Here is a 25,707-nt window from a genome sequence, read left to right on the forward strand (position 1 = left end):
ATTCCGGCCGTCAGGGCCAAGTCGAACACGTGAGGATTTCAATGGACGACAACAAGAAGCGCGCCTTGGCTGCGGCCCTGGGTCAGATCGAACGCCAATTCGGTAAAGGCGCGGTCATGCGCATGGGTGACCATGAGCGTCAAGGCATTCCTGCCATTTCCACCGGCTCGCTGGGCCTGGATATCGCCCTGGGTATCGGCGGTCTGCCAAAAGGCCGTATCGTCGAGATCTACGGCCCGGAATCGTCGGGTAAGACCACGCTGACGCTGTCTGTCATCGCTGAAGCGCAGAAGAACGGTGCCACCTGCGCCTTCGTCGACGCCGAGCATGCCCTTGACCCTGAGTACGCCGGCAAGCTGGGCGTCAACGTCGATGACCTGTTGGTTTCGCAGCCGGACACCGGTGAACAGGCCCTTGAAATCACCGATATGCTGGTGCGCTCCAACGCGGTCGACGTGATCATTGTCGACTCCGTGGCCGCGTTGGTGCCGAAGGCCGAGATCGAAGGCGAGATGGGTGATATGCATGTGGGCCTGCAGGCCCGCCTGATGTCCCAGGCGCTGCGCAAGATCACCGGTAACATCAAGAATGCCAACTGCCTGGTCATCTTCATCAACCAGATCCGTATGAAGATCGGTGTGATGTTCGGCAGCCCGGAAACCACGACCGGTGGTAACGCCCTGAAGTTCTATGCTTCGGTCCGTCTGGACATCCGCCGTACCGGCGCGGTCAAGGAAGGCGACGAGGTGGTCGGCAGCGAAACCCGCGTCAAGATCGTCAAGAACAAGGTCTCGCCTCCGTTCCGTCAGGCTGAGTTCCAGATTCTTTACGGCAAAGGTATTTACCGTAACGGCGAGATCATTGACCTGGGGGTATCTCAGGGCCTGGTCGAGAAGTCCGGTGCCTGGTACGCCTACCAGGGCAACAAGATCGGTCAAGGCAAAGCCAACGCTGCCAAGTACCTGGCTGAGAACCCGGCTATTGGTGCCGAGATCGAGAAGCAGATTCGTGACAAGTTGCTGAAAGCGGGCGCTGTTGCTGAAGCCGGCAAAGCTGCTGCTGCCGAAGCTGATGCCGATGACATGGCCGGCGCTGACGCCGGTTATTGATTGCGCAGTAGATAGCCGAATATGTCTGCCGTACTCGATACCCCCGTCGCCATCCGGCGGACAGCCATGGACCTGCTCGCACGACGTGAGCACGGTCGAGTCGAGCTGACGCGCAAGTTGCGTCAGCGCGGCGCTTCGGACGAGTTGATCGAGCCTGAACTCGATCGGCTCGCCGAAGAAGGGCTGCTTAGTGAAGCCCGCTACCTTGAGAGTTTCATCCGTTATCGTTCCGGCTCTGGCTATGGCCCTGCGCGTATTCGCGAAGAGCTATGTCAGCGTGGTTTGGCGCGTGCAGACATCGACCAGGCCCTGCGTGAAAGCGAGGTGAATTGGGGTGAGCGTATGCGAGACGTGTGGCAGCGCAAGTTTGCTGGGCAGCGCCCGCAAGATCCGCGCAGCCGCGCCCAGCAGACCCGGTTCCTGGCTTACCGTGGGTTCCCCATGGACATGATCGGCCGTCTGCTCAATGGGCGTGATCTCGACGATTATTGACGCTCTGTATGTGCCCGTAGCGGATAATCTGTTTTGCCAAATTCCCCAGGCTGTCTCCATTCCATTGTAGGAGCGGGTTCACCCGCGAATACGGTGGCGGCTGCGACGGTGAATGGCCGGGAAGATTGGCTGGCAGGCCCGGCCCTTTCGCGGGTGAACCCGCTCCTGCAACGGTCTATGCCCAACCATCGACCAGGTGTTGCCCCAGCAGGTATCACGCGAGCTGTTACAGAAAAGCATCAACTCACTTTCAGCGCCTGCCTGGCCCTCTGCGTGGTATGCATCGGCTCCGGCTTGGCCCAGTTCTCCGGCAGGTTGATGAAATCCACCAACTCACGCAAGCGGCCCTGATCCCGGCCGTTGAAGGCGAATGACAGGCGGGTCAGGTGGCTGTAATTGCCAACTTCGTGCTCGGCGCTGCTATCCGCTTGCTGGTGATATTTGCCACTCAGGCGCAAATCGGCAAAACCTTCCTGAATGTCATACAGCGCCGCTTCGCTGAGCGGGTGATGCATGCGAATCACGAACTGGCTCTTCAACCAGCGGCTGGAATGGTAGTTGCTGTAGAACTGGTTGATTTCCTCAACGGCCTCGTCGGCACTGTGCACCAGGCGCACCAGTTTCAGGTCGCTGGGCAGGATGTAGCGGTTTTCTTCGAGCTGGCGGCTGATGAAGTCCAGGCAGTCGTGCCAGAAGCTTCCGCCCGGCGAATCCAGTAGCACAACCGGCACCAGTGGGCTCTTGCCGGTCTGGATCAAGGTCAGTACCTCCAGCGCTTCATCCAGGGTGCCGAAGCCGCCAGGGCACAACACCAGGCCATCGGCCTCCTTGACGAAGAACAATTTGCGGATGAAGAAAAAGTGGAACGGCAGTAGTTTGTCGGTACCGTTCACCGTCGGGTTGGCATGTTGTTCGAAGGGTAAGGTGATGTTGAAGCCCAGACTGTGCTCGCTGCCGGCCCCTTCGTGGGCAGCCGCCATGATGCCGCCGCCGGCACCGGTGATGACCATCAGGTCGGAGCGCGCCAGAGTGGCGCCCAGCTCGCGGGCCAGGGCGTACATCGGATGTTCCTGCGGGGTGCGTGCCGAGCCGAACACGGTCACTTTGCGTCGGTCCTTGTAGCGCTGCAGGGTGCGGAACGACTGGTCCAGTTCGCGCAGGGCCTGCAGGGTGATCTTGGCGCTCCAGCGGTCGCTGTCGTCATGGGCCATGCGCAGGATGGTCAGCATCATGTCGCGGTAGAGCGGCAGGTTGGGGCTGTTGGGGGCAACCAGTTGCAGTTGTGCTTCGATATTGCTCAGGTCGATATTGTTGTCGCGGAAGTGGCTGAACAGCAGTTCATTCGAATGGTAAGGCATGCGACGTCTCCTTCTGCACCAATACCTCTGACCTCAATCTAGACCCTTGCGCCCGATCGTGCCGAGGTGTTCGGCGCAGCCGCCTGTCGGCCTGCGGCCATCGGCAGCACGGGTTTGGTTAACTGGTAGAGCGAAATGTGTCGATGCAGGAGGTGGCGGTATGCATCGCTTGGTCATCGAAGTGGACCGGCAGCTCTACCAGCAGCTGGAGAACGCCGCCCAGGTGCATCACCTGAGCCTTGAAGCCGAGTGCCGCCGCAGGCTGTCGGGGCTGGAGTGCCGGTCGCGATACTTGCAGGCGCTGTTGGCGGAGATGCGCGCCGATGCCGCTGAAGGTCGCTGGCGCGCTCATGAGGACGAGAAAGCGTAGCCTTGACGCTATGCTTATTTCTTCTTGTTGCCGGCCAGGCAGCTGGCGTTGTCGAAGGCTTGGTCCATGACTGGCTGGTTGGTTTTGTAGACCGTGAAGCGGTAGACCATGACCGCGCCCTTGGACATCAGGTTGCGGAAGCCGTTGTTGCGGCACACGCTGTCGCCGAGCTGGCTACGCACTTGCTCAGGGTTGGCCTGCATGCGCTCTGCGTGGCTCTGGCGTACGCTCAGATGGTTGACCAGCGCCTTGCCTTCAACGGTGTAACCCTGATCGAGGATGTCCTCGTTAATTGCGCGCGGGGTGCCGACGCTGCTCTCTTTGGCGACCTTCTGCAGCAGGGTGTTCAGGTCATAATCCTGCTTGGATGCCGCCTGGGCTGCCAGAGGCAGGGCGAGCAGCAGGCTCAGGGCGGGGGCAATAAGGCGCAGCATGAATCTCTCCTGGTTCGATGACTGGCGCTTTGACATGCGCGGGCCGACGGCGTTCCGTGAAATTGCGCGCGGCGAGGTCCGGCACGGTAAAAAACCGATTATAAGGAGCGCTTTGCCGGCTGCACAGCAATTGCCACCTGTTCTGGTAGACTGGCAGCCTTGTTTTCTCCGAGTCATCCTTGTGCCCATTTCCAATCTGTCCAGAGGCCTGCCGGCATGAGCCATGCGGTAGCGCGTCTGCGCGCCGAACGCCTGGCCCGCAGCAACAAGCCTTTCATCGCCCGCGGCTCGCGTGCCGAGCGTTGCCCGGATTGCCGGGTCATTGCTACCCATTGCCTGTGTGCCTGGAAGCCTAGGGTGCAGGCTGACGCGGGTGTGTGCCTGCTGATGCACGACACCGAGCCGCTGAAACCCACCAACACCGGCTGGTTGATTGCCGACCTGATTGAAGACACCTGGGCCTTCGGCTGGTTGCGCACCGCGGTTGACGAGCGCCTGCTGGCCTTGCTCGATGACCCGAGCTGGCAGCCCTATATCGTTTTTCCGGGCGAGTTCGTTGCCCAGGAGCGGGTGGTCAGCGAGGTGGTGCGCGAGCCGGGCAAGCGTCCACTGTTCATCCTGCTGGATGCCACCTGGACTGAAGCGCGCAAGATGTTCCGCAAAAGCCCGTACCTGGACCGCTTCCCGGTGTTGAGCCTGCAAGCCGAGCAGATGTCGCGCTACCGCCTGCGGCGCTCCAAGCGCGATGATCATTTCTGTACGGCAGAAGTTGCGGCCATGTGCCTGGACCTTGCTGGCGACAGCCAGGCCTCGCAGGCGCTGGATGCCTATCTGGATGTGTTCAGCTTGCATTACCTGAGCGGCAAGCGGCGGCTGCCACTTGACGAGCAGGACGACACCCACCAGCGTTTGCATACCTTCCTATAGTCCAAGGGGCACAACCCCTGCTTTGGTTCATAATGACTGAGCTGGCAGCCAGGGTGGGCGAGACGGCAGGGCGATTGGCTTGATCACCCTTGAACGTGCTCGGCATCCTTGGCGCCGTTTCCCGCCGGGCGCTTCCCTTCCTCTCGAGTGCCTGGCACAGAACAGGATCCTTAGATCGATGGCCACATACGAAATCCTGATTGCCGATGACCACCCACTGTTCCGTGGCGCCCTGCGCCAGGCCGTTACCCTCGGGCTTGGCTCCGATGTGCGTCTGGTCGAAGTTGCGAGCATTGCCGAACTGGAAACCCGCCTGAGCGAAAAAGCCGACTGGGACCTGGTGCTGCTGGACTTGAACATGCCGGGTGCCTACGGTTTTTCCGGTCTGGTGCTGCTACGCGGGCAGTACCCGCAGATCCCCGTGGTGATGGTTTCGGCACAGGAAGAGGCCGCCGTGGTGGTCAAGTCCCGCGAGTTCGGCGCCAGTGGTTTCATTCCCAAGTCCAGCACCCTGGAAGTGATCCAGGATGCGGTGCGCAAGGTGCTTGACGGTGAGGTCTGGTGGCCGCCGCAGGCGTTCGAAAAGGTCGATGTTTCGGCCGAGGCCAAGGCCGCCAGCGAAGGCTTGGCCAGCCTCACGCCGCAGCAGTTCCGCGTACTGACCATGGTTTGTGAAGGCTTGCTGAACAAGCAGATCGCCTATGAGCTGAGCGTGTCGGAAGCGACCATCAAGGCCCACGTTACCGCGATCTTCCGCAAGCTGGGTGTGCGTACCCGGACCCAGGCTGCGTTGCTGCTGCAACAACTGGAATCGGTTGCCAGCAACTGAGTGCGCGTGGCTTCACGCTTTTTTGACCCGAGCCGGTCTAGTCTGCTGGCCTTTCTGCTGTGAAGTGACTTACATGACCTCGCCATTCAAGGGCCAGACCGGCCTCAAACGCATCTTGAACGCCGCTGGCTACTCGCTGGACGGCCTGCGAGCCGCCTTCAAGGGCGAGGCCGCATTCCGCCAGTTGGTGCTGCTCAATGTGCTGCTGATCCCGATCGCCTTGTGGTTGCCGGTCAGCCGCGCCGAACGGGCAATCATGATTGTGGTTTGCCTGCTGGGGCTGATCGTCGAGCTGTTCAACTCGGCGGTGGAGGCGGCCATCGATCGCATTTCGCTGGAGCGCCACCCTCTGTCGAAAAACGCCAAGGACATGGGCAGCGCCGCACAGCTGGTGGCACTGACCATGGTGGCGTTGGTGTGGGGGGTGATCCTGCTTTAAGCGATCGGCGGCAGCACGATTTCATCGCTGCGGGTAAAGCCCGCAGTGAAGTTGCGGCATAGCTCGAGAAACTCACGCATGGCCGAGGTCTGGTACTTTTGTTTGTGCCAGATGAAGTAGAACTGGCGCAGCAGGTCCAGTTCCGGGGTTTCCACAGGTACCAGGCTGCCACGGCGGAAGGCGTCACGCAGGGCCAGACGTGAAATGCAACCGATGCCCAGGCCCGACTCCACCGCCCGCTTGATCGCTTCGGTGTGCTCCAGCTCCAGGCGAATATTCAGGTTGGCGCGGTGATGGCGCATGGCCTGGTCGAAGGTCAGGCGCGTGCCTGAGCCTTGTTCGCGCAGGATCCATGCCTCTTGCGAAAGGCTTTCGATATCGGCGCGGCCCAGTTTCGCCAGTGGGTGCTGTGGCGCACAGAACACCACCAGTTCGTCCTCGACCCACGGCTGAACCTCCAGGTCGGGGTGATTGCAGTCGCCTTCGATTAGACCCAGATCAATTTCGTAGTGCGCGACCTGTTGCACGATATGCGCAGTATTTTGAACATGCAGTTTTACCTGGCTTTCCGGGTGTGTCTGCATGTAGTTGCCGATCAGCAGGGTGGCCAGGTAGTTGCCGATGGTCAGTGTGGCGCCGACCGCCAGCGAGCCGAAACCGGATTTGCCGTTGAGCAAGTCTTCGATTTCCTTGGCCTGGTCAAGCAGGGCTACTGCTTGTGGCAGCAGTTGATGGCCCAAGGCATTGAGGGCCAGGCGTTTGCCGGCACGGTCGAACAGCTGGCAGCTCGATTGGCGCTCCAGCTCGGTGATAGAGGTGCTGGCAGCCGACTGCGACAGCGCCAACAGGCTGGCGGCCCGAGAGACGCTTTGGTGCTGGGCGACAGCAACGAAGACTTGCATTTGACGGAGTGTGAATCGCATATCGATATAACCGATAACACATATCTTGATAATCCAGTTAACAGATATTGTCGCTGCCCCTAAACTATTGCGCAACTGTGCGCTTTGCGCGCGCGTTTTTCTTCAGGAGCCCCATCGATGAGCAACATGAACCACGAACGTGTCCTCAGTGTGCACCACTGGAACGACACCCTGTTCAGCTTCAAGTGCACCCGCGACCCGGGCCTGCGCTTCGAGAACGGTCAGTTCGTGATGATCGGCCTGCAGCAGGACAACGGCCGTCCGCTCATGCGTGCCTACTCCATCGCTTCGCCGAACTGGGAAGAGCACCTTGAATTCTTCAGCATCAAGGTACCGGACGGCCCGCTGACCTCGCAGCTGCAACACCTGAAGGAAGGCGATGAGATCATCATCAGCAAGAAGCCTACCGGTACCCTGGTACTCGACGACCTGAACCCTGGCAAGCACCTGTACCTGCTGAGCACCGGTACTGGCCTGGCGCCGTTCATGAGCGTCATCCAGGATCCGGAAACCTACGAGCGCTTTGAAAAAGTGATCCTGGTCCATGGCGTGCGCTACGTGAACGAAGTCGCCTACCGCGAGTTCATCACCGAGCACCTGCCGCAGAACGAGTTCTTCGGTGAGTCGGTTCGCGACAAGCTGATCTACTACCCGACCGTGACCCGTGAGCCGTTCGAAAATCAGGGCCGTCTGACCGACCTGATGCGCAGCGGCAAGCTGTTCAGTGACATCGGCCTGCCGCCGATCAACCCGCAAGACGACCGCGCGATGATCTGTGGCAGCCCGAGCATGCTCGACGAGACCAGTGAAGTGCTGGACAGCTTCGGCCTGAAGATCTCCCCGCGCATGCGCGAACCGGGTGACTACCTGATCGAGCGAGCTTTCGTCGAGAAGTAAGGCGCAGGCTGGTACAGGAAGGCGACTCTCGGGTCGCCTTTCTTATGCCTGGAATTTGTGCATTGCCTGTTCTGGCCCTTTCGCGGGTAAACCCGCTCCTACGGGGGGCGTGCAATTCTCGAGACGTGCGCTGCACCTGTAGGAGCGGGCTTGCCCGCGAAAGGGCCGGTGCAGGCGAAACCCGGTCTATTCGACCCGCGTCTCGCCGCTGTACACCAGGACTTCCCGGCACCGCTTGCACAGGTATCGTCGCCCCTGGTGCACCAGCCTGTGCCGCTGCGCGGTAAACGGGAAGTCGCTTTTCGGGCACGGGCAGCGGTAGATGTAGCGGGTCACTGCACGCCGTTGCACGTCATAGTTGTGGCAACGATTGGGCGGCAGCTCATACACCCCGCGCATGATCAATTGCCACTCTTCACCGTGGGCCTGGATACGGTCGCCAAACAGTTGGTGGGCAACCAGGTGCGCCACTTCATGGGCCACGGTCTGGCGCAGGAAGTCTTCCTGGTTTTCGCGGTAGAGCTGCAGGTTGAAGCGCAGCAGATTTTCGTGCAGGTGGGCGACGCCGGCTTTTTGCCCGCGCAGTTTGAAGCTGACCTCCGGGCGCGGGAAGCGGCGTTTGAAAAAGGCTTCGGCTTGCAGGTAACAGGTTTCGACGCGTTGTTTGAGCTGCTCGGGCATGGCGGGGCGGTTCTCCTGACCAGGCATTATGCCGCAAGCGCAGGTGGCTTGCCGAGTCACCGGTCAGCGCACAGCCAGAAGCCGCCTTGCGGCGGCCCCTGGTTGATGCCCCAGTGTTGGTTCAGTCTGTTCTAGTTGGTGTAGACGGGCCCCACGCCCAGTCCCCAGATAATGACGGTAGCCGCCATGATTGCCACCAGTACCACCAAGCCTACTGCCAGCACCGAGCTGGAGAACAGGAAGCCTTCATCCGATGGTATGTTCATGAACGTCGGCAAGCCGACATACAGCAGGTATACCGTGTAGCAGATGGCGGCTGTGCCGATCAGCATGCCCAGCCACAGGTGCGGGTAAAGCGCCGCCAGGCCGCCGATGAACAAGGGGGTGGCGGTGTAGGTGGCAAAAGCGATGCATTGCGCCATGGACGGGTTGGCATCGTAGGTGCGGGCCATCCAGTGGATGAACGCGCCCATTACCGCCACCCCGGCGAGCATGGCCAGGTATGACATGATGCTCATCCAGACAGCGCTTTCCATGGTCAGCATCACTGCCGGTCGGTCACCGATCACCCAGCCCACCTGGGTAGTACCGATAAACGCCGAAACGGCCGGAATCGCCGCGAGGATCAGGGTGTGCGTCAGGTACATGTGGCTGATGGTTTCTTCTTCGCCACGAATCTCCCGCCATTCCTGATCGGGATGGGTAAACAGCCCCACAACGTGATGAATCATGCCGATCACTCCTCTCAATGTTGCCAAACGCCCCCCAATATGGAGCGCAAGCGGCCCGAGGCCCTAACACCGATGCAAGCGGTAATGTGGCCTTATGTGGCAGTATAGGAAGCCGTTACCCACATAAACCGCGCTTTTTAGAGCAAATTGCGCTGTAAGCGGTGCTGTTGATTACATTGAAGTCTTTATCGGAATGCCTACAGCGATGCTGCGTTTGTGCGTAAAATAGCCGGCTTTTGTCACACCTCGCGGATCCAAGCGCTATGGGCACCCTCTCGGTCAACCAGAACAAACTGCAAAAACGCCTGCGTCGTCTCGCTGGCGAAGCCATCACCGACTACAACATGATCGAGGATGGCGACAAGGTCATGGTCTGCCTGTCCGGCGGCAAGGACAGCTACACCATGCTCGACGTTCTGTTGCACCTGCAGAAGGTGGCACCGATCACGTTCCAGATCGTGGCGGTGAACATGGACCAGAAACAGCCGGGCTTCCCTGAGCACGTATTGCCGGCCTACCTCAAGGAACTGGGTGTCGAGTACCACATCGTCGAGAAGGATACCTACTCGGTGGTAAAGGAGCTGGTACCCGAAGGCAAGACCACTTGCTCGCTGTGTTCTCGTCTGCGCCGCGGTACCCTGTACACCTTTGCCGACGAAATTGGCGCTACCAAGATGGCGCTGGGGCATCACCGCGACGACATCGTCGAAACCTTCTTCCTCAACATGTTCTTCAACGGCGCGCTCAAGGGCATGCCGCCGAAGCTGCGCGCCGACGACGGCCGCAACGTGGTGATCCGCCCGCTGGCCTACTGCAGCGAGAAGGACATCCAGGCCTACTCGGACATGAAGGAATTCCCGATCATCCCGTGCAACCTGTGCGGCTCGCAGGAAAACCTGCAGCGCCAGGTGGTCAAGGACATGCTGGTGGAGTGGGAACGCAAGCACCCGGGCCGTACCGAGAGCATCTTCCGTGCCCTGCAGAACGTGGCTCCGTCGCAGTTGGCCGACCGGAACCTGTTTGACTTCACCAGCCTGAAGATCGACGAAAACGCTACCCCGCGTTTCCTCGACGTGCTGAACATCTGAGCCCATGCGCGATTACCAGTGGTTGCATGAGTACTGCCTTAACCGCTTTGGCTCGGCCCAGGCGCTGGAGGCTTTCCTGCCGCAGCCGCGCACGCCGGCGCAACTGCGCGACATCAGTGACGACCGCTACCTGTCGACGCTGGCCCTGCGGGTGTTTCGCGCCGGGCTCAAGCACAGCCTGGTGGACGCCAAGTGGCCGGCGTTCGAGCAGGTGTTCTTCGGCTTCGATCCGGAGAAAGTGGTGTTGATGGGTGCCGAGCATCTGGAGCGGCTAATGCACGACGAGCGCATCATTCGCCACCTGGGCAAGCTCAAGAGCGTGCCGCGCAATGCGCAAATGGTGCTGGATATCGCCAAGGCGCATGGCAGTTTTGGGGCATTTATCGCCGACTGGCCAGTGACCGACATTGTCGGCTTGTGGAAGTACCTGGCCAAGCACGGCAACCAGTTGGGCGGGTTGTCGGCGCCACGGTTTTTGCGCATGGTCGGCAAGGACACCTTCATCCCGACCGATGACATGGCAGCGGCGTTGATTGCACAGAAGGTGATCGACAAGCAGCCAACCAGCCAGCGCGACCTGGCTCTGGTGCAGCAGGCGTTCAACCAGTGGCATGCAGAGAGCGGGCGGCCGCTGTGCCAGTTGTCGGTGATGCTGGCGCACACCGTCAACCATTGAGCCTTGTGTTGCTCCCATTCGCGGGCACGCCCGCTCCCACAGGAATCGCACCGCACTTAAGGCCTGTGCAGTACCTGTGGGAGCGGGCGTGCCCGCGAAAAATCTAACTGCCTTCGCCTGCCATGCGCCGCTCATGCTGGAACTTCCAGCGCACGTACAGTAGCCCGGCAATGAACAGCCCCAGGCTCACCAGCACTTCAAGCCAGCCGAATACCGCCCGGGCCGGGTCGAACGCCGCCAGCACGCCCTTGATGAAATAGATATTCACCACGAAGCAGGTCCAGGCATGCGCCCGGGCGCTGCCTTTCAGCATGCCTGGCAGCAGCAACAGCAACGGCACCAATTCGATCGCCAGGATCACCTCGACCCGGGCCCCGTGCAGGTTGGCGAACCACAGGTTGTTCACCACCAGCAGGGCGATCAGGCCGAAGAAGCATGCCAGGCTGAATGCCCGCGTCAGGCGCAGGCGTGGTACCAGCCATTGCAGCGGTGGCAATACCTTGGGCTTTCTAGCCACGCGCCGCCTCCAGGGCCTTGGCCGTGGTCGCCAGGCGTTGGCCCAGGGCGCGGCACAGGGTGATTTCGTGGGAGTCGAGTTCGCGCTTGCCATCGGCACCTGCGTGGTGGCTGGCGCCATAAGGCGTGCCGCCGCCGCGGGTCTCGAGCAGTGCCGACTCGCTGTAGGGCAGGCCCATCACCAACATGCCGTGGTGCATCAGTGGCAGCATCATCGACAGCAAAGTCGTTTCCTGGCCGCCGTGCAGGCTGGCGGTGGAGGTGAACACGCCAGCCGGTTTGCCGACCAGCTCACCGCCTAGCCAAAGGCTGCTGGTGCCATCCAGGAAGTACTTGAGTGGCGCTGCCATGTTGCCGAACCGGGTCGGGCTGCCCAGTACCAGGCCTGCGCAGTGGCGCAGGTCATCAAGGGTGGCGTACAGCGCGCCACTGGCCGGAATATCCGGGACCACCGCTTCGCATTCGGTGGAAATCGCGGGCACCGTGCGCAGGCGCGCCTCCATGCCGGCCAGCTCGATACCGCGGGCGATGTGCCGGGCCATTTCGCTGGTCGCTCCATGGCGGCTGTAATACAGCACCAGGATGTAGGGCGCGCTCACGGCAGGATCTCCAGCACTTTTTCTGGCGGACGACCGACCACGGCCTTGTCACCGGCAACCAGGATCGGCCGCTCGATCAGTTTGGGGTGCTGGGCCATGGCCTCGATCAGTTGCGCGTCGGTCAGTGCCGGGTCGGCCAGGTTCAGTGTTTTATATTCGTCCTCGCCGCTGCGCAGCAATTGGCGCGGGGCGATGCCCAGCTTGCCGAGCAAGGCCTTGAGGGTGGCAGCGTCGGGCGGGGTTTCCAGGTAGCGCACGATGGTCGGGGCCAGGCCGCGGGCTTCGAGCAGTTCAAGGGCGCCGCGGGATTTCGAGCAGCGCGGGTTATGATAGAGCGTGAGGTCAGTCATGTCGGGTCGCATCCAGCTGGGTGTGGCGGCTATTCTAACCGCAGCGACTGACCAATTTGCTTTAAAACTCGAGAAGGATTGACCCATGGCAAGGCGTTTGGCAGCAGTACTGGCCATCACCGCGAGCCTGTTGCTCGGTGGTTGCGGTGCCGATTATGGCGTGGACCAACACGGTAATACGGTTAAGGCCGAACAGATCGAAGGGCACTGGCTGGTGCTCAACTACTGGGCTGAGTGGTGCGGGCCGTGCCGTACCGAAATCCCGGAACTGAACGCAGCGGCCAAGCAGTGGGCGGCTGATGGCGTCAAGGTGGTGGGGGTGAACTTCGATGGCCTGCAGGGGCAGGACCTGAAGCAGGCTGCCGAAACCCTGGGCATCGGTTTCACCGTGCTGGCCCAGGACCCGGCCGAGCGCTATGACCTGCCACGCAGCGAGGCCTTGCCGGTGACCTACATCATTGACGACAAGGGCAAGGTGCGTGAGCAGTTGATGGGCGAGCAGACCCTGGAAGGGTTGCAGGCCAAGATCAAGGCCCTGAAAGGCGCCTGATGCATTCGGGGCCGCAAAGCGGCCCCGGCAATCCTCAGCCTTCCTCGGGCCAGAAGCGCAGCGGCTTGCCTTCGGCCGGCCAGAAGCGTATCTGCTCCACCGGTGACACATCCCAACGCTCTACCGTTTCCAGCGCCTGCAGGAAGCGCTTTTCCTGTTCCATCAGCGCGGGTGCGCACAGCTTGCGGGTCTTGCCGACCTTGCCGAAGCTGAGGTGCTCGCCATCGAGCGTGTAAGGCGCAAACCAGTGGTTGCAGCCGCCGTTGCCATAGGCACGGCCGTCGCTGGCCAGTGTCAGGGTCAGGTGGCTGTAGTCGATCAGTGGTCGTTCGCCAATCCACTCCAGCACGTAGCTGCGCTCCTGCTGCAGCTTGGAAGGTTCTGTGGCGCAGCCGAGCAGGCCGGTTGCAATCAGCACGCCGGTCAGCAGATTCTTCACTCGGCGCTCTCCTGGCAACGTGGGCACAGGTGTTTTTCGCCACGGCTGGCCCAGCCCAGCTCTGCGATACGGGCACTGGCAGCCGGTTGACGAGCTGCCTTGCCGAGCTTGGCGTCTACCGCGAAATCGAAGCCCAGCACCGCATCGCAGCGATCGCATTCGACCTGCCAGGTGAGGATTTCCAGCTCGTTGAACACCGGGCCGCTCGCCACGGCAACCCACTGGCCGCGTGGGTTGATCAGGTGGCGCACGCTTTCCACGGTCAGGCGCATGGACAAATCCTTGCTGCCCTTGAGCGTGACCAGCAGGCTGTCGCCTTTGTGCATCGAGCCGCCGTTGCCGGTGACCTGATAGCGGCCTGGCACCAACGCACGGCACTCGATCAGGGTGTGTTGCGGGTTGAAAAGGGTGTAGCGAAAATCGTGTTCGACCATGGGTCCTCCAGAAATGCCGCGTATCCTAGCACTAACCCATTACCAGATTCTGTGGATTGCCTGCCGCCCAGCGGTTGATGTTGTCCAGTGTGGTCGCGGCAATGGCATCCAGCGCCTCGCGGGTGAGGAAAGCCTGGTGGGCGGTGATGATCACGTTGGGGAAGGTCAGCAGCCGAGCTAGCACATCGTCTTGCAAGGGCAGGTCGGAGCGGTCCTCGAAGAACAGTTGGGCTTCTTCTTCGTAGACGTCCAGGCCCAGGTAGCCAAGCTGGCCGCTCTTCAGTGCGTCGATCAGCGCAGGGGTGTCGACCAGCGCACCGCGACCGGTGTTGATCAGCATGGCGCCGGGCTGCAACTGGGCCAGGCTTTGCGCATTGATCAGGTGGCGAGTGTGCTCGGTCAGTGGGCAGTGCAGGCTGATGATGCGGGCTTCGCGCAATAGCTCGGGCAGGGGCATGTAGCGGGCGCCAAGGGCCAGCAGCTCTGGGTTGGGGTAGGGGTCGTACGCCAGCAGCTTGCAGCCGAAACCGGCCATGATGCGGGCAAAGGCGGCACCGATCTGGCCGGTACCGACCACCCCGACGGTTTTGCCGTGCAGATCGAAACCGGTCAGCCCGTGCAAGGTGAAGTCGCCTTCGCGAGTGCGGTTGTAGGCCCGATGCAGACGCCGGTTGAGTGCCAGGATGAGCGCCACGGCATGCTCGGCAACGGCGTGTGGCGAGTAGGCCGGCACCCGCACCACGGCCAGGCCCAAGCGCTGGGCGGCGGCCAGGTCGACGTGGTTGTAGCCGGCCGAGCGCAGCGCGATCAACCGCGTGCCAGCTGCGGCCAGGCGCTGCAGCACCGGTTCGCCGAGTTCATCATTGATGAAGGCGCAGACCACCTCAAAGCCATCTGCCAGGGCGGCGGTGTCGAGGGTCAGGCGGGCGGGCTGGAAATGCAGCTCCAGGGTGGTGCCGCGGGCAGCCTCGGTGAAGCTTTCCTGGTCGTAGTGCTGGCTGCTGAACAACAGGGCGCGCATGGTGGAACTCCTTTGCAATGCATGTTTTGGGTGGGGCGCTGCCTGTCAAGGCATACCCAGCGAGGCCGAGATCCACTCAAGCGCTCAATCTGGCCTGTGCCGCCAGCCGGCTGATCGCGCTGTCCAGTTCATCCAGGGCCTGCTGCGCCTGCGGATTGTCCTGCTTCAGCAAGGTTTCGCTGCGTTGGCACGCTGCCCTTAATTGCGGCACGCCGCAATAGCGTGAGGCACCGTTCAGACGGTGTACTTGCTCGATCAGGCCATTGCGGTCATCGGCTGCGCGGGCGGCGCGTATGGCTTCACGGTCCGTATCCAGCGACGCCAGCAGCATGCTCAGCATGTCAGCCGCCAGATCTGCCTTGCCAGCGGCCAGGCGCAGGCCCTCTTCGGGGTCGAGTACCTTCAGTTCGTCGCCGTTGGTCAGCAACTCGGCCTGCGCCTGCTGCGGTGTGCCCAGGCTCAGGCCGGTCCACTTCATCACCACCTGGGCCAGTTGCCGTTCGCTGATCGGTTTGGTCAGGTAGTCGTCCATGCCGCTGTGCAATAACGCACGTTTTTCGTTGGCCATGGCATGGGCCGTGAGGGCGACGATCGGCAGCGGGTTGCCGCTTTGGGTGTTCTCCCACAGGCGGATCTGTTCAGTACAGGCGCGGCCGTCCATGCCGGGCATCTGCACATCCATCAGCACCAGGTCGAACAGCTCGCCCTGCACGGCCTGTACCGCCGCATGGCCATTGTTGACGGCCAGTACCTCGGCACCCAAGTCTTCGAGCAGGGTTTTCACCAGCAGCAGGTTGGCGGCATTGTCGTCGACGCAGAGTATTTTCGGTCGGCGCTGGCCATTGGGGTTATTTGCATCGGCCAGCGGTCGACGTGGTTGCACCAGTTCCAGCAAGAGACGCCGCAGCTTGCGGGTGCAGGTCGGCTTGGACAGCAATTGGCCATGGCCGTTAGGCAGGTATGGGTGGTAAAGCGCCTGCTCGGTGGTCGGGCACAGCACCACGCACTGGCAGTGGTAACGCTCGAGCTGCTGGTGATAATGGCCCAGTTGCTCGGGCGACAGGTTGCCCAGGTTGGCCCCGAGCACCGCGAACTCGAACGGCAGGCCGGCCTGGCTGGCGGCCTGCACCCCCTGCAGCAACTGGTCATAGGAGCCGAAAAGGCTCACGCTGAGGCCGCAGTCTTGCAACTGGTGCTCCAACGCCTGGCGTGCCAGTTCGTGGCCATCGACAATGGCGGCACGGCGGCCCAGCAATGGCTGCGGTGGCAGTTCTTCAGCATCGTCATGCGCCTTGGGCAGGTTGAGGCTGATCCAGAACTGCGAACCTTCGCCCGGGGTACTGTCGACGCCGATCTCGCCGCCCATCTGTTCGATCAGGCGCTTGGAAATCACCAGCCCTAGACCGGTGCCGCCGGGCTGGCGGGCCAGTGAGTTGTCAGCCTGGCTGAAGGCCTGGAACAGTGTGCGCACATCCTGTGGTGACAGGCCGATGCCGGTGTCCTGCACGCTGATGCGCAACTGCGCGCAGTCTTCGTGCTCGTCTTCCAGCATGGCGCGCACGACGATGGTGCCTTCGCGGGTGAACTTGATGGCATTGCTGACCAGGTTGGTGAGGATCTGCTTGAGCCGCAACGGGTCGCCAACCAGCGAAGCAGGTGTGTCACGGTAGATCAGGCTCAGCAATTCCAGCTGCTTGGCGTGGGCGGCCGGAGCGAGGATGGTCAGGGTGTCCTGGATCAGGTCACGCAGGTTGAACGGTATGCTGTCGAGCACCAGCTTGCCGGCTTCGATCTTGGAGAAATCGAGGATCTCGTTGATGATTCCCAGCAAGTTGTCAGCAGACTTCTCGATGGTGTTCAGGTAGTCGAGCTGGCGGGGTGTCATCTCGCTTTTTTGCAGCAGGTGGGTAAAACCGAGGATGCCGTTGAGCGGGGTGCGGATTTCGTGGCTCATGTTGGCCAGGAACTCCGACTTGATGCGGCTGGCCTCAAGTGCCTCTTTGCGCGCCATGTCCAGCTCGATGTTCTGGATTTCGATGGTTTCCAGGTTCTGGCGCACGTCTTCGGTGGCCTGGTCGATGCTGTGCTGCAGTTCTTCGTGGGCGTTTTGCAGGGTTTCGGCCATGCGGTTGATGCCGTGGGCCAGTTCGTCCAGCTCATGGCTGCCCAGGGTCGGCAGGCGTTCCTCGAGGTGCCCGTCCTTGAGCTGGTTGACCGCGTGCTTGATGCGCTCGATAGGGTCGTTGATGGTGCGGCTCATGCGCAGCGCCAGCAGGCCACTGAGTGCCAGGCAAGCGAGGATCAGCAACAGGCTGGTGAACAGGTTGCGGTAGCCGCGCAGCAGCGTGCCGTCGTGCGACAACTCGATCTCTACCCAGCCCAGCAGGCGATCGGCTTCGGCGGGCACGGCGTCGGTGGCCAGGTCACGGTGGTGGCCGAACACTGGCATCAGGTAGCGGGTGGCGTCGTTGCCACTGCGCTGCAGGAGTTGGGTGCCGGTACCGCCGCTGGGCGGCAGGTTGAGCATGCTCGGGCCTGCGTGGGCCAGGCGCGTGCGGTCTGGGGCCAGGAACGCAACTGCGCGCACATCGGCCTGCTCCAGGGTTTGTGCGGCAATTCTCTCCAGTTGCGCAGGCGCGAGCCGGGCCATGGCGGGTGCGGCCAGTGGCGCCAGTTGTTCGGCGATCATTTTGCCGCGCTGCAACAGCTGGGTGCGCAGGTCGTTCTGTTGCAGCCAGGTGAAATAGCTACCCAGCACCAGGGCCATCAAGCCGGCCGGCAGCAGTGCCAGCAGCAAGACCCGACTGCGGATTCCCAAACGATCGAGCACAATCGCCTCCTCTGATGTGCCTGGATGCCGTCAAGTGGTAACGGCCAAGCCGCGAAGTTACTCCGCCTGCGGCACCATTGCATCTCTTTAGTATGTGTCATGCGCTGTTGCCGGGGTATTGGTCGCAACGCGGTTGCCTGGCAGGTGGCGAATGCTCAATAATCGCTCAATTGAGAATTAATGGCAGTTGCCAATGAATCCTGTAGCTATTTACAACTCCAATATCCTTGCCATCGAGGACGACCCGGTTCTTGGTGCCTATCTGCAAGAGGAATTGCAGCGCGGGGGCTTCCAGGTCACCTGGTGCCGCAATGGCCTGGAGGGCCTGGAAACGGCTGGCCGCCAGGCTTTCGATGTTGTGCTCATGGACATCCTGCTGCCCGGGCTTGATGGGTTGGACGCCTTGGCGCAGTTGCGCAGGCGCAGCGCCACGCCGGTAATCCTGATGTCGGCGCTGGGAGCCGAGGCCGACCGTATCAGCGGCTTTCAGCGCGGTGCTGACGATTACCTGCCCAAGCCATTCAGCATGGCCGAGTTGCAGGTGCGCATCGAGGCGATTCTGCGCCGCGTGGCCCTGGAGCGGCGGCATCAAGGCCCGCTGGAGCAAGCCAACTGCGGCGAGCTGCAGTTCGACGAGGGGTTGTGTGACGTGTGCCTGGATAATCGCCTGGCAGGTCTGACCCCCAGCGAATACCGCGTGCTGGACATCCTCAACCGCAACCTCGACGAGGTCCTCAGCAAGCCGTTCCTGTACCAGCAGGTGTTGCAGCGCGGCTATTCACGGCACGACCGCAGCCTGGACATGCACGTCAGCCAGATCCGCCGCAAGCTCAAGGGCATCGGTTATCACGAACGGCAGATCCGCACCGTGTGGGGCAAGGGTTACGTGCTCAGTGCCGGCGAGGCAGAGTGAACCATGCTCGACCGCCATTCGCTGTTCTGGAAGCTGGCCATCTTGCTGGTGGGCTTCTGCCTGCTGATGATCGGCCTCAGTTATACCTGGGGCCGGCACATGGAAACCCAGAACGCCTTCCTCTCGCAGCCGGCACGGCAGACGTTGCTGGGCTATGCCGCCGAAGCTGAAAAGGCCTGGCGCAGCGGCGGTCGGGCAGGGCTGGACCAATGGGTGGCGGCCATGCATCAGCGCGAACGGGGCTGGGTTGGCGTGCTCGACATCAACCTGCGGCCGCTCGACAACGCCACACTCAACCCGCAGATCATGCAGCGTCTGACGCGCCTGCGCGGTGTCGATTGGCCCATGAGTCGGCGCAGCGTCGACCAGCCGTGGGTGCGCATACCGTTCCCGGGGGCGCCGGAGCAGGGCATGCTGGTGATCGAGCTGCCGCAGCGCTTCAATCCGGGCCAGCACCGCGTGCTGTGGCGCATCGTCACCAATGGCATTATCCCGGGGCTGTTCACCTTGCTGTTGTGTGTAGGCCTGTACCGCATGTTGATCGTGCCGCTCAATCAACTTCGCGAGCAGGCCAATGCCTGGCGGGCCGATCAGCTGTCGGCCCGCCTGGACTCGCGCACCATCGCCCGGCATGACGAGTTGGGCGAACTGGCGCGTGCCTTTGACCAGATGGCCGAGCGGCTGCAAGGCACGGTGGCTATGCAGCAGCAGTTGCTGCGCGACCTGTCCCACGAAATGCGTACGCCGCTGAGCCGGCTGCGGGTGGCCTGCGATGGTGAAACCGACCTGCAGCGTCTGCGTGATCGCCTGATCCGTGAAGTGGACTGCATGCAGCAACTGGTCGAAGACACCCTGCAACTGGCCTGGCAGGACGCCGAGCGTGCGCCGATGAACCTGGAGCCGATCGAGGTCCATGCCTTGTGGGAGTTGCTGGCCGAAAATGCCAGCTACGAGAGCGGCTGGTCGCCTGCGCAATTGCGCTGCGAAGTGCCGGCCGACTGCTGGGTGCAGGGCAACCTCAACCACCTGGCTCAGGCGCTGGAGAACATGTTGCGCAATGCCATTCGTCACTCGCCGGCCGAGGGGGTGGTGCGGCTGGGAGGCCAGCGCGAAGGCGGTTATTGGTGGCTATGGTTGGAGGATGAAGGTGGCGGTGTGGCTGAAGAGGACCTGGAGCGGATCTTCGCGCCGTTCTCGCGGCTGGACGGTTCTCGGCCGGGGGATGGGGGCTTCGGTCTGGGCTTGAGCATCGCCCGCAGTGCCATTCAGCGCCAGGGCGGGACCTTGTGGGCGCAGAATGGCAAGCGCGGGTTGCGCTTGTGGATGAAGTTGCCGTTGCATGTGCCGGCCTCTTCGCGGGTAAACCCGCTCCTACAGGCTAGCGGATCCCCGTAGGAGCGGGTTTACCCGCGAAGAGGCCAGCACATGTCACACCGTTATAGCTTGTAGCTATATGCACTACAGATTGCGTGATATGGCCGCGAAGGGTTTGCCGGTATGATAGGCACCCCGCCGTCCGGATTGCGAAATACGCCCATGACCTTGCAGTACCCAACCATCGCCGATTGCGTCGGCAATACGCCACTGGTTCGCCTGCAGCGCATCGCTGGCGAAACCAGCAATACCCTCCTGCTCAAGCTCGAAGGTAACAATCCCGCCGGCTCGGTGAAGGACCGCCCGGCACTGTCGATGATCGCTCGCGCCGAACTGCGTGGCCAGATCAAGCCAGGCGATACCCTGATCGAAGCCACCTCAGGCAACACGGGCATCGCCCTGGCGATGGCGGCGGCGATCAAGGGCTACAAGATGATCCTGATCATGCCCGACAACTCCACCGCCGAGCGCAAGGCCGCCATGACGGCCTATGGCGCCGAGCTGATCCTTGTGACCAAGGAGGAGGGTATGGAAGGCGCCCGTGACCTGGCCGAGAAGCTGCAGGCCGAAGGCCGTGGCCTGGTGCTCGACCAGTTCGCCAACGGCGACAATCCGATCGCCCACTACAACAGTACCGGCCCGGAGATCTGGCAGCAGACCCAGGGCACCATTACCCATTTCGTCAGCTCCATGGGTACCACCGGTACCATCATGGGCTGCTCGCAGTACCTCAAGGAACAGAACCCTGCGGTGCAGATCATCGGCCTGCAACCGATGGAGGGCTCGGCCATTCCGGGCATTCGCCGCTGGCCCGAGGAATACCTGCCGAAAATCTTCGACGCCACCCGCGTCGACCGCGTGGTCGACATGTCGCAGCAGGAAGCCGAAGACACCACCCGTCGCCTTGCGCGTGAAGAGGGCATTTTCTGCGGCGTGTCTTCTGGTGGTGCGGTCGCGGCCATGTTGCGTCTGTCCCGCGAAGTGGAAAATGCCGTGATGGTTGCGATCATTTGCGACCGCGGCGACCGTTATCTGTCCACTGGCCTGTTTGACCCACGCTAAATGTCCAAGAAAAAAAGCAACAGCGGCCTGCGCTTCCAGCCGGCCGGCGGCAATCGCACCCCCCAGGTTCCCGTGGGCAAGAAGCAACGGCTGGACATCGAGCGCCTGGCCGGTGACGGCCGTGGCATCGCCTTCCTCGACGGGCGTACCTGGTTCGTCAGCGGCGCCTTGGCCGGTGAGGCCGTGGAGGCACGCGTGCTCAATGCCCGTGGCAAAGTGGTCGAAGCCCGCCTGGAGCGGTTGCTGCAGGCCGGGCCCGAACGCCGTGAGGCGCCATGTCGCTACTACGACCGCTGCGGTGGCTGCAACCTGCAGCACCTGCCGCACGAAGCGCAACTGGCGCTGAAGCAGCGCACCCTCGCCGAGCAGTTGCAGCGGGTGGCCGGCGTGCAACCCGAGGAATGGGCCACACCCCTGAGCGGGCCGGAATTCGGCTACCGGCGCCGGGCCCGTGTGGCCGTGCGCTGGGACGTCAAGGCGCGTCAACTGGAGGTGGGGTTCCGCGCCGAAGCCAGCCAGGACATCATTGCCATCGACGATTGTGCCGTGCTGGTACAGCCCTTGCAGTCGATTCTGCGCCACTTGCCGACGGTGCTGCGCTCGTTGAGCAAACCGCAGGCGCTTGGCCATGTGGAGCTGTTCAGTGGCACCGCCGAGGCGGTTCTGGTGCGCCACGTCATGCCGTTGCCGGCTGAGGACCAGGCCAGGCTGCAAGCGTTCTGCGAGCAGGCCAATGCCCAGCTGTGGCTGCAAGGCGAAGGGGAGCCGGCGCCCGTGGACCCTGCTGCGCAGTTGGGCTTTGCCCTGGCACCCTGGCAGCTGGAGCTGGCCTGGCGCCCGGGCGATTTCGTGCAGGTGAATGCCCAGGTCAATACCGCGATGATCGAGCAGGCCTTGGCCTGGCTCGCGCCACAGGCCGACGAGCGTGTGCTGGACTTGTTCTGCGGTCTGGGTAACTTTGCCCTGCCGCTGGCTCGCCAGGCGCGTGAGGTGGTGGCAGTGGAAGGTGTGCAGGCCATGGTCGATCGGGCCGCGGCCAATGCCCGGAACAACAATGTGCATAATGCACGGTTTTTTCAGGCCGATTTATCGCAGCCTTTGGCAGGCACCGGATGGGCCGCCGAGGGCTTTTCTGCGGTACTCTTGGATCCACCGCGCGACGGTGCTTTCGAGGTGGTGCAAGGCATCGCCCGCCTCAAGGCCAGAAGGCTGGTCTACGTATCGTGCAACCCGGCCACGCTGGCGAGAGACGCCCAAGTGCTGGTCGGCCAGGGGTACCGGTTAAAAAGGGCCGGGATTCTCGACATGTTTCCTCAGACGGCGCATGTCGAGGCCATGGCGTTATTCGAAGCGGGCTAGCTGACTGGCCCCTTGGTGCGGTTGCCACGGAATGGCGGCCGCACGGTGATCGCCAGCACATCCGTATGGTGTGCTGCATGGAAAGGTAAAACAAAGATGGTACAGGTGAGAGTGCACCAGCCGGTCAACACTGACGGCAGTATCAATCTCGAAGCATGGTTGGACCATGTGGTAAGCGTCGATTCGGCACTGGATCGCGCAGCGCTGAAAGAAGCCTGCGAGTTTGCGCATGAGGTAGAGAAAAAGGGCAACCCGGCCAAGCATTCCTGGGCGGATGGTACGTCCAGCTTCCAGGCTGGCCTGGAAATCGCCGAAATTCTGGCTGACCTCAAGCTCGACCAGGACTCCCTGGTGGCTGCGGTCATCTACCGTTCGGTGCGCGAGGGCAAGGTCACCCTCGCCGAAGTCAGCCAGTGTTTTGGCCCGGTGGTCTCCAAGCTGATCGACGGCGTGCTGCGCATGGCCGCCATCAGTGCCAGCCTCAGCCCGCGACAGTCGCTGGTGCTGGGTTCGCAGGCGCAGGTCGAAAACCTGCGCAAGATGCTGGTGGCCATGGTCGACGACGTGCGCGTGGCACTGATCAAGCTGGCCGAACGCACGTGCGCAATCCGTGCGGTCAAGTCCGCCGACGACGAGAAACGCCTGCGCGTCGCGCGTGAAGTGTTCGACATCTATGCGCCGCTCGCGCACCGCCTGGGTATCGGTCACATCAAGTGGGAGCTGGAAGACCTCTCCTTCCGCTACCTGGAGCCCGACCAGTACAAGCAGATCGCCAAGCTGTTGCATGAGCGGCGGCTGGACCGCGAGCGCTTCATCAGCGACGTGATGACCCAGCTGCAGAACGAGTTGCTTGCCACTGGCGTAAATGCCGACATCAGCGGTCGGGCGAAACATATCTATTCGATCTGGCGCAAGATGCAGCGCAAAGGCCTGGAGTTCAGCCAGATCTACGACGTGCGAGCGGTGCGCGTACTGGTGCCGGAAATCCGCGACTGCTACACCGCGCTGGGCATCGTGCACACCTTGTGGCGGCATATTCCCAAGGAGTTCGACGACTACATCGCCAACCCCAAGGAGAACGGCTACCGCTCGTTGCACACCGCGGTAATCGGCCCCGAGGGCAAGGTGCTGGAGGTGCAGATCCGCACCCACGGCATGCACGAAGAGGCCGAGCTTGGGGTATGCGCCCACTGGCGCTACAAGGGCACGGACGTCAAGCCCAGCTCCAACCACTACGAAGAGAAGATTTCCTGGTTGCGCCAGGTGCTGGAATGGCACGAAGAGCTGGGCGACATCGGTGGCCTGGCCGAGCAGTTGCGGGTCGATATCGAGCCTGACCGGGTTTATGTGTTCACCCCCGACGGCCACGCCATCGACCTGCCCAAGGGGGCCACGCCACTGGACTTCGCCTACCGCGTGCACACCGAGATCGGCCACAACTGCCGCGGCGCCAAGATCAATGGCCGTATCGTGCCGTTGAACTACAGCCTGCAGACTGGCGAGCAGGTGGAGATTATCACCAGTAAGCACGGCAACCCCAGCCGAGACTGGTTGAACTCCAACCTGGGCTACGTCACCACCTCGCGGGCGCGGGCCAAGATCGTCCACTGGTTCAAGCTGCAGGCTCGCGACCAGAACGTTGCCGCCGGCAAGACCTTGCTTGAGCGCGAGCTCAGTCGTCTGGGCCTGCCGCAGGTTGATTTCGAGCGCTTGGCCGAGAAGACCAACGTCAAGACTGCCGAAGACATGTTTGCCGCGCTCGGTGCTGGCGACTTGCGCCTGGCTCATCTGGTCAACGCTGCCCAGCAGTTGCTGGAGCCCGAGCGTATCGAGCAGATCGAACTGGTGCCGCGCAAGCCTACCGGTCCGCGTACCGGCAAGCGTGGCGACATCCAGATCCAGGGTGTCGGCAATCTGTTGACACAAATGGCCGGCTGCTGCCAGCCGCTACCGGGCGATGCCATTGTCGGTTACATCACCCAGGGCCGTGGCGTGAGCATTCATCGCCAGGACTGTGCCTCGGTACTGCAGCTGGCGGGCAGGGAGCCAGAGCGCATGATCCAGGTGAGCTGGGGGCCGATCCCGGTGCAGACCTACCCGGTCGACATCGTCATCCGTGCCTACGACCGCCCGGGTCTGCTGCGCGATGTGTCGCAGGTGCTGCTGAACGAAAAGATCAACGTGCTGGCGGTGAATACCCGATCGAACAAGGAAGACAACACCGCGCTGATGTCGCTGACCATCGAGATCCCCGGCCTGGACGCACTGGGGCGCCTGCTGGGGCGGATCTCGCAGTTGCCGAACATCATCGAAACGCGGCGTAATCGTACCCCTTGAGACTGTGGCGCCAGCTTCGCGGGCTTGCCCGCTCCCACAGGATGGATGCAGGTTTGGAAATCTGCACCGTACCTGTGGGAGCGGGCAAGCCCGCGAAGCAGCCACCACCGAAGGACCTGCCTGTATGACCTACACCCTTGACGACCTGCTGCATCTCATGGCCCGTCTGCGCGACCCGCAGTACGGCTGCCCGTGGGACCTGAAGCAGAACTACGCCAGCATCGTCCCGCACACCCTCGAAGAGGCCTACGAGGTCGCCGACACCATCGAGCGCGGCGATTTCGAGCACCTGCAAGGTGAACTGGGCGACTTGCTGTTCCAGGTGGTCTATTACAGCCAGCTGGCCCGGGAGGAGGGGCGTTTCGAGTTCGACGGCGTGGTCGACAGCATCACCCGCAAGCTCATCCGCCGTCACCCGCATGTATTCCCCACTGGCGAGCTGTACGCGCCGATGGATACCCCCGGTTTGAGCGATGCGCAGGTCAAGTCGCGCTGGGAAGAAATCAAGGCCGAAGAGCGCGCGGAAAAAAGCCAGCCTGAACAGCTTTCGCTACTCGACGACGTTCCGGCAGCCTTGCCGGCGCTGTCGCGGGCAGCCAAACTGCAAAAGCGCGCGGCCACGGTCGGTTTCGACTGGCCAGCGGCATTGCCGGTGCTGGACAAGGTCCGTGAAGAGCTTGATGAAGTGCTGCAGGCCATGGCCGACGGTGATGTCGATGCCCTTGAAGATGAAATGGGTGACCTGCTGTTCGCCACCGTCAACCTGGCACGCCACCTCCAGCAGGACCCGGAGCACGCCTTGCGCCGCGCCAATCGCAAGTTCGAACGACGCTTCCGTTTTATCGAACAGGCATTGCGCGACAGTGGCCGCCCCATTGAAGATTGTGACCTTGACGAGCTGGATGCCCTTTGGGGGGAAGCCAAACGTCAGGAAAAGAACCTGCCCAGCTGCGGCTGAGCTGTTGCATA

At 62.2% G+C, this 25,707-nt stretch carries 29 protein-coding genes; 17 read left to right on the plus strand and 12 right to left on the minus strand.

Annotated elements, in window-relative coordinates; all coding sequences use genetic code 11:
• The first annotated feature begins 41 nt into the window (after positions 1-41).
• Together recA and recX are read left to right on the plus strand one after the other, a co-directional pair.
• Complete coding sequence (gene recA / locus ACF8GF_RS08980) at positions 42-1,109, plus strand: recombinase RecA (RefSeq protein WP_176682775.1); 1,068 nt, start codon at positions 42-44, stop codon at positions 1,107-1,109.
• A 21-nt stretch (positions 1,110-1,130) separates the two neighbouring features.
• Entirely contained in the window at positions 1,131-1,601 is a 471-nt protein-coding gene (gene recX / locus ACF8GF_RS08985; RefSeq protein ID WP_019436651.1) for a recombination regulator RecX, read from the plus strand.
• 239 nt (positions 1,602-1,840) lie between these two features.
• On the opposite strand, the gene ACF8GF_RS08990 is transcribed toward recX, so the two are convergent.
• Positions 1,841-2,959, minus strand: a complete 1,119-nt coding sequence (locus ACF8GF_RS08990) for an LOG family protein (protein ID WP_176682777.1) — start codon at positions 2,957-2,959, stop codon at positions 1,841-1,843.
• A 160-nt stretch (positions 2,960-3,119) separates the two neighbouring features.
• Between ACF8GF_RS08990 and ACF8GF_RS08995 the strand changes: the two genes are divergently transcribed.
• Positions 3,120-3,329, plus strand: coding sequence for a hypothetical protein (locus tag ACF8GF_RS08995; RefSeq protein WP_176682778.1), 210 nt, complete (start codon positions 3,120-3,122; stop codon positions 3,327-3,329).
• Positions 3,330-3,343: 14 nt separating this feature from the next.
• On the opposite strand, the gene ACF8GF_RS09000 is transcribed toward ACF8GF_RS08995, so the two are convergent.
• Complete coding sequence (locus ACF8GF_RS09000; RefSeq protein WP_021785869.1) at positions 3,344-3,763, minus strand: quorum-sensing-regulated virulence factor family protein; 420 nt, start codon at positions 3,761-3,763, stop codon at positions 3,344-3,346.
• Between ACF8GF_RS09000 and ACF8GF_RS09005 the strand changes: the two genes are divergently transcribed.
• The 4 genes from ACF8GF_RS09005 to ACF8GF_RS09020 all read left to right on the plus strand — a co-directional run bounded on the left by ACF8GF_RS09005 (position 3,762) and on the right by ACF8GF_RS09020 (position 5,958).
• Complete coding sequence (locus ACF8GF_RS09005) at positions 3,762-3,983, plus strand: hypothetical protein (protein ID WP_176682499.1); 222 nt, start codon at positions 3,762-3,764, stop codon at positions 3,981-3,983. The two genes, ACF8GF_RS09000 and ACF8GF_RS09005, sit on opposite strands and share 2 nt — an antisense overlap.
• Entirely contained in the window at positions 3,980-4,690 is a 711-nt protein-coding gene (locus ACF8GF_RS09010) for a tRNA-uridine aminocarboxypropyltransferase (RefSeq protein WP_176682779.1), read from the plus strand. The genes ACF8GF_RS09005 and ACF8GF_RS09010 overlap by 4 nt, the downstream gene beginning before the upstream one ends.
• Before the next feature lie 178 nt (positions 4,691-4,868).
• Positions 4,869-5,519 (plus strand): response regulator transcription factor ErdR, encoded by a 651-nt coding sequence (erdR, locus tag ACF8GF_RS09015; protein ID WP_010952699.1) that lies wholly within the window; start codon positions 4,869-4,871, stop codon positions 5,517-5,519.
• A gap of 73 nt (positions 5,520-5,592) precedes the next feature.
• The gene (locus ACF8GF_RS09020; RefSeq protein ID WP_176682780.1) at positions 5,593-5,958 is read left to right on the plus strand and encodes a diacylglycerol kinase; all 366 of its coding nucleotides are present in this window, start codon (positions 5,593-5,595) and stop codon (positions 5,956-5,958) included.
• Here the strand turns inward: ACF8GF_RS09020 and finR are convergent.
• Entirely contained in the window at positions 5,955-6,881 is a 927-nt protein-coding gene (gene finR, locus ACF8GF_RS09025; protein ID WP_003252379.1) for a LysR family transcriptional regulator FinR, read from the minus strand. The genes ACF8GF_RS09020 and finR overlap by 4 nt on opposite strands.
• A gap of 117 nt (positions 6,882-6,998) precedes the next feature.
• Between finR and fpr the strand changes: the two genes are divergently transcribed.
• Positions 6,999-7,778 (plus strand): ferredoxin-NADP reductase, encoded by a 780-nt coding sequence (gene fpr, locus ACF8GF_RS09030; RefSeq protein ID WP_003252381.1) that lies wholly within the window; start codon positions 6,999-7,001, stop codon positions 7,776-7,778.
• Between the two features lie 186 nt (positions 7,779-7,964).
• Here the strand turns inward: fpr and ACF8GF_RS09035 are convergent, their stop codons facing one another.
• Both ACF8GF_RS09035 and ACF8GF_RS09040 read right to left on the minus strand, forming a co-directional pair.
• Positions 7,965-8,459 (minus strand): SprT family zinc-dependent metalloprotease, encoded by a 495-nt coding sequence (locus ACF8GF_RS09035; RefSeq protein ID WP_176682781.1) that lies wholly within the window; start codon positions 8,457-8,459, stop codon positions 7,965-7,967.
• 131 nt (positions 8,460-8,590) lie between these two features.
• The gene (locus ACF8GF_RS09040) at positions 8,591-9,190 is read right to left on the minus strand and encodes a Yip1 family protein (protein WP_103443838.1); all 600 of its coding nucleotides are present in this window, start codon (positions 9,188-9,190) and stop codon (positions 8,591-8,593) included.
• A gap of 263 nt (positions 9,191-9,453) precedes the next feature.
• Here ACF8GF_RS09040 and ttcA point away from each other — a divergent pair, with 263 nt between their 5' ends.
• Together ttcA and ACF8GF_RS09050 are read left to right on the plus strand one after the other, a co-directional pair.
• Entirely contained in the window at positions 9,454-10,278 is an 825-nt protein-coding gene (gene ttcA / locus ACF8GF_RS09045) for a tRNA 2-thiocytidine(32) synthetase TtcA (RefSeq protein ID WP_339443485.1), read from the plus strand.
• A gap of 4 nt (positions 10,279-10,282) precedes the next feature.
• Positions 10,283-10,954 carry a DNA-3-methyladenine glycosylase I gene (locus ACF8GF_RS09050; protein WP_176682782.1) on the plus strand — a complete coding sequence of 224 codons (672 nt, stop codon included), beginning with the start codon at positions 10,283-10,285 and terminating at the stop codon, positions 10,952-10,954.
• A gap of 103 nt (positions 10,955-11,057) precedes the next feature.
• Here ACF8GF_RS09050 and ACF8GF_RS09055 read toward each other — a convergent pair whose 3' ends face one another.
• Genes ACF8GF_RS09055 through arsC form a run of 3 tightly spaced genes read right to left on the minus strand, consistent with a single transcriptional unit; the run spans position 11,058 to position 12,419 of the window.
• The gene (locus ACF8GF_RS09055; RefSeq protein WP_176682783.1) at positions 11,058-11,471 is read right to left on the minus strand and encodes a DUF2069 domain-containing protein; all 414 of its coding nucleotides are present in this window, start codon (positions 11,469-11,471) and stop codon (positions 11,058-11,060) included.
• Positions 11,464-12,069 carry an NAD(P)H:quinone oxidoreductase gene (wrbA, locus tag ACF8GF_RS09060; protein WP_392488008.1) on the minus strand — a complete coding sequence of 202 codons (606 nt, stop codon included), beginning with the start codon at positions 12,067-12,069 and terminating at the stop codon, positions 11,464-11,466. Before wrbA ends, ACF8GF_RS09055 begins: the two co-directional genes overlap by 8 nt.
• Entirely contained in the window at positions 12,066-12,419 is a 354-nt protein-coding gene (gene arsC, locus ACF8GF_RS09065; RefSeq protein ID WP_103469350.1) for an arsenate reductase (glutaredoxin), read from the minus strand. Before arsC ends, wrbA begins: the two co-directional genes overlap by 4 nt.
• 85 nt (positions 12,420-12,504) lie before the next feature.
• Here arsC and ACF8GF_RS09070 point away from each other — a divergent pair, with 85 nt between their 5' ends.
• On the plus strand, positions 12,505-12,969 hold the full coding sequence (locus tag ACF8GF_RS09070; RefSeq protein WP_010952706.1) for a peroxiredoxin family protein: 465 nt from the start codon (positions 12,505-12,507) through the stop codon (positions 12,967-12,969).
• A 34-nt stretch (positions 12,970-13,003) separates the two neighbouring features.
• Here ACF8GF_RS09070 and ACF8GF_RS09075 read toward each other — a convergent pair whose 3' ends face one another.
• The 4 genes from ACF8GF_RS09075 to ACF8GF_RS09090 all read right to left on the minus strand — a co-directional run bounded on the left by ACF8GF_RS09075 (position 13,004) and on the right by ACF8GF_RS09090 (position 17,693).
• Positions 13,004-13,408: an META domain-containing protein gene (locus ACF8GF_RS09075; RefSeq protein WP_021782541.1), complete on the minus strand. Its 405-nt coding sequence runs from the start codon at positions 13,406-13,408 to the stop codon at positions 13,004-13,006.
• Positions 13,405-13,842, minus strand: a complete 438-nt coding sequence (locus ACF8GF_RS09080) for a hypothetical protein (RefSeq protein ID WP_392519739.1) — start codon at positions 13,840-13,842, stop codon at positions 13,405-13,407. Before ACF8GF_RS09080 ends, ACF8GF_RS09075 begins: the two co-directional genes overlap by 4 nt.
• 31 nt (positions 13,843-13,873) lie before the next feature.
• Positions 13,874-14,863, minus strand: coding sequence for a 2-hydroxyacid dehydrogenase (locus ACF8GF_RS09085; RefSeq protein ID WP_176685502.1), 990 nt, complete (start codon positions 14,861-14,863; stop codon positions 13,874-13,876).
• Positions 14,864-14,939: 76 nt separating this feature from the next.
• Positions 14,940-17,693, minus strand: coding sequence for a response regulator (locus ACF8GF_RS09090; protein ID WP_176685501.1), 2,754 nt, complete (start codon positions 17,691-17,693; stop codon positions 14,940-14,942).
• A 193-nt stretch (positions 17,694-17,886) separates the two neighbouring features.
• On the opposite strand from ACF8GF_RS09090, the gene ACF8GF_RS09095 reads away from it, so the two are divergent.
• The 6 genes from ACF8GF_RS09095 to mazG all read left to right on the plus strand — a co-directional run bounded on the left by ACF8GF_RS09095 (position 17,887) and on the right by mazG (position 25,696).
• Entirely contained in the window at positions 17,887-18,606 is a 720-nt protein-coding gene (locus ACF8GF_RS09095) for a response regulator transcription factor (protein WP_176685500.1), read from the plus strand.
• Positions 18,607-18,609: 3 nt separating this feature from the next.
• Positions 18,610-20,001, plus strand: coding sequence for a sensor histidine kinase (locus ACF8GF_RS09100; RefSeq protein ID WP_176685499.1), 1,392 nt, complete (start codon positions 18,610-18,612; stop codon positions 19,999-20,001).
• A gap of 141 nt (positions 20,002-20,142) precedes the next feature.
• The gene (gene cysM, locus ACF8GF_RS09105) at positions 20,143-21,042 is read left to right on the plus strand and encodes a cysteine synthase CysM (protein ID WP_010952713.1); all 900 of its coding nucleotides are present in this window, start codon (positions 20,143-20,145) and stop codon (positions 21,040-21,042) included.
• Entirely contained in the window at positions 21,043-22,401 is a 1,359-nt protein-coding gene (gene rlmD, locus ACF8GF_RS09110; protein WP_176685498.1) for a 23S rRNA (uracil(1939)-C(5))-methyltransferase RlmD, read from the plus strand.
• Positions 22,402-22,497: 96 nt separating this feature from the next.
• Entirely contained in the window at positions 22,498-24,738 is a 2,241-nt protein-coding gene (gene relA / locus ACF8GF_RS09115; RefSeq protein ID WP_176685497.1) for a GTP diphosphokinase, read from the plus strand.
• A 124-nt stretch (positions 24,739-24,862) separates the two neighbouring features.
• A complete protein-coding gene (mazG, locus tag ACF8GF_RS09120; RefSeq protein WP_176685496.1) occupies positions 24,863-25,696 on the plus strand; it encodes a nucleoside triphosphate pyrophosphohydrolase in 834 nt (277 codons plus the stop codon).
• The last annotated feature ends 11 nt before the right edge of the window (positions 25,697-25,707 follow it).

This window comes from Pseudomonas sp. yb_5, from assembly GCF_043103865.1.
Classification (GTDB): Bacteria; Pseudomonadota; Gammaproteobacteria; order Pseudomonadales; family Pseudomonadaceae; genus Aquipseudomonas; species Aquipseudomonas putida_Y.